Origin of the sequence: Pseudomonas sp. KK4 (assembly GCF_001984065.1) — a bacterium.
GTDB lineage: Bacteria > Pseudomonadota > Gammaproteobacteria > Pseudomonadales > Pseudomonadaceae > Aquipseudomonas.
Genome location: NZ_LYVP01000262.1, coordinates 1 through 561 on the forward strand (window position 1 = coordinate 1; position 561 = coordinate 561).

Annotated in this window: 1 protein-coding gene; it reads right to left on the reverse strand. The window is 64.0% G+C overall.

Annotated features, from left to right (window positions below):
• Nucleotides 1-561 (reverse strand): hypothetical protein (locus B0W55_RS29415; protein ID WP_139341019.1); only part of this gene is annotated, 561 nt, incomplete at both ends.

The window sequence follows — 561 nt, forward strand, 5'->3', positions numbered from 1 at the left end:
GTAGGTGTAGGTGCCGTTGGCGTTCAGCACCAGGGTGCCGTAGGTGCCGACGAAGGTGCCGGGGGTGATCGGGCCACTGTTTGGACCGACGGTTACACGGTCAGCCCCCTGCACGTCGTTGGTCAGGACATTGCCGTCCAAGGTGAGGTGCGTTTCCGAAGCGGTCGCGGCATTGCTGTCATCGACGCCCTTGGGCAGGTCATCGACGATGTTCACGTCCAGGCTGCCGTTGGCGGTGGTGCCGTTGTCGTCCACCACCGTGACCGCGAACTGCTCGGACAGGCTGTTGGCGCCGTTGGCGGTCGGGTGTGCTTCGTTGTCGTTGAGGGTGTAGCTGTAGCTGACCACGCCCGTCTCGGCATTGAACCCGGTGATGGTCAGGGTGCTGCCCAATGGCGTGGTGATGGATTGCGGGAAGCCTGCGCTGACACCGCCGACCACCACATTGATGCCGCCGATGGTCAGGGTCTGCACGCCGTCCAGCGCGGTGATGGTGAAGGTGCCGCTCTGGGTCAGTGCGGTGGCATCCGGGTTGCTGCCGTCGCTGAGGTTTTTCTCGTA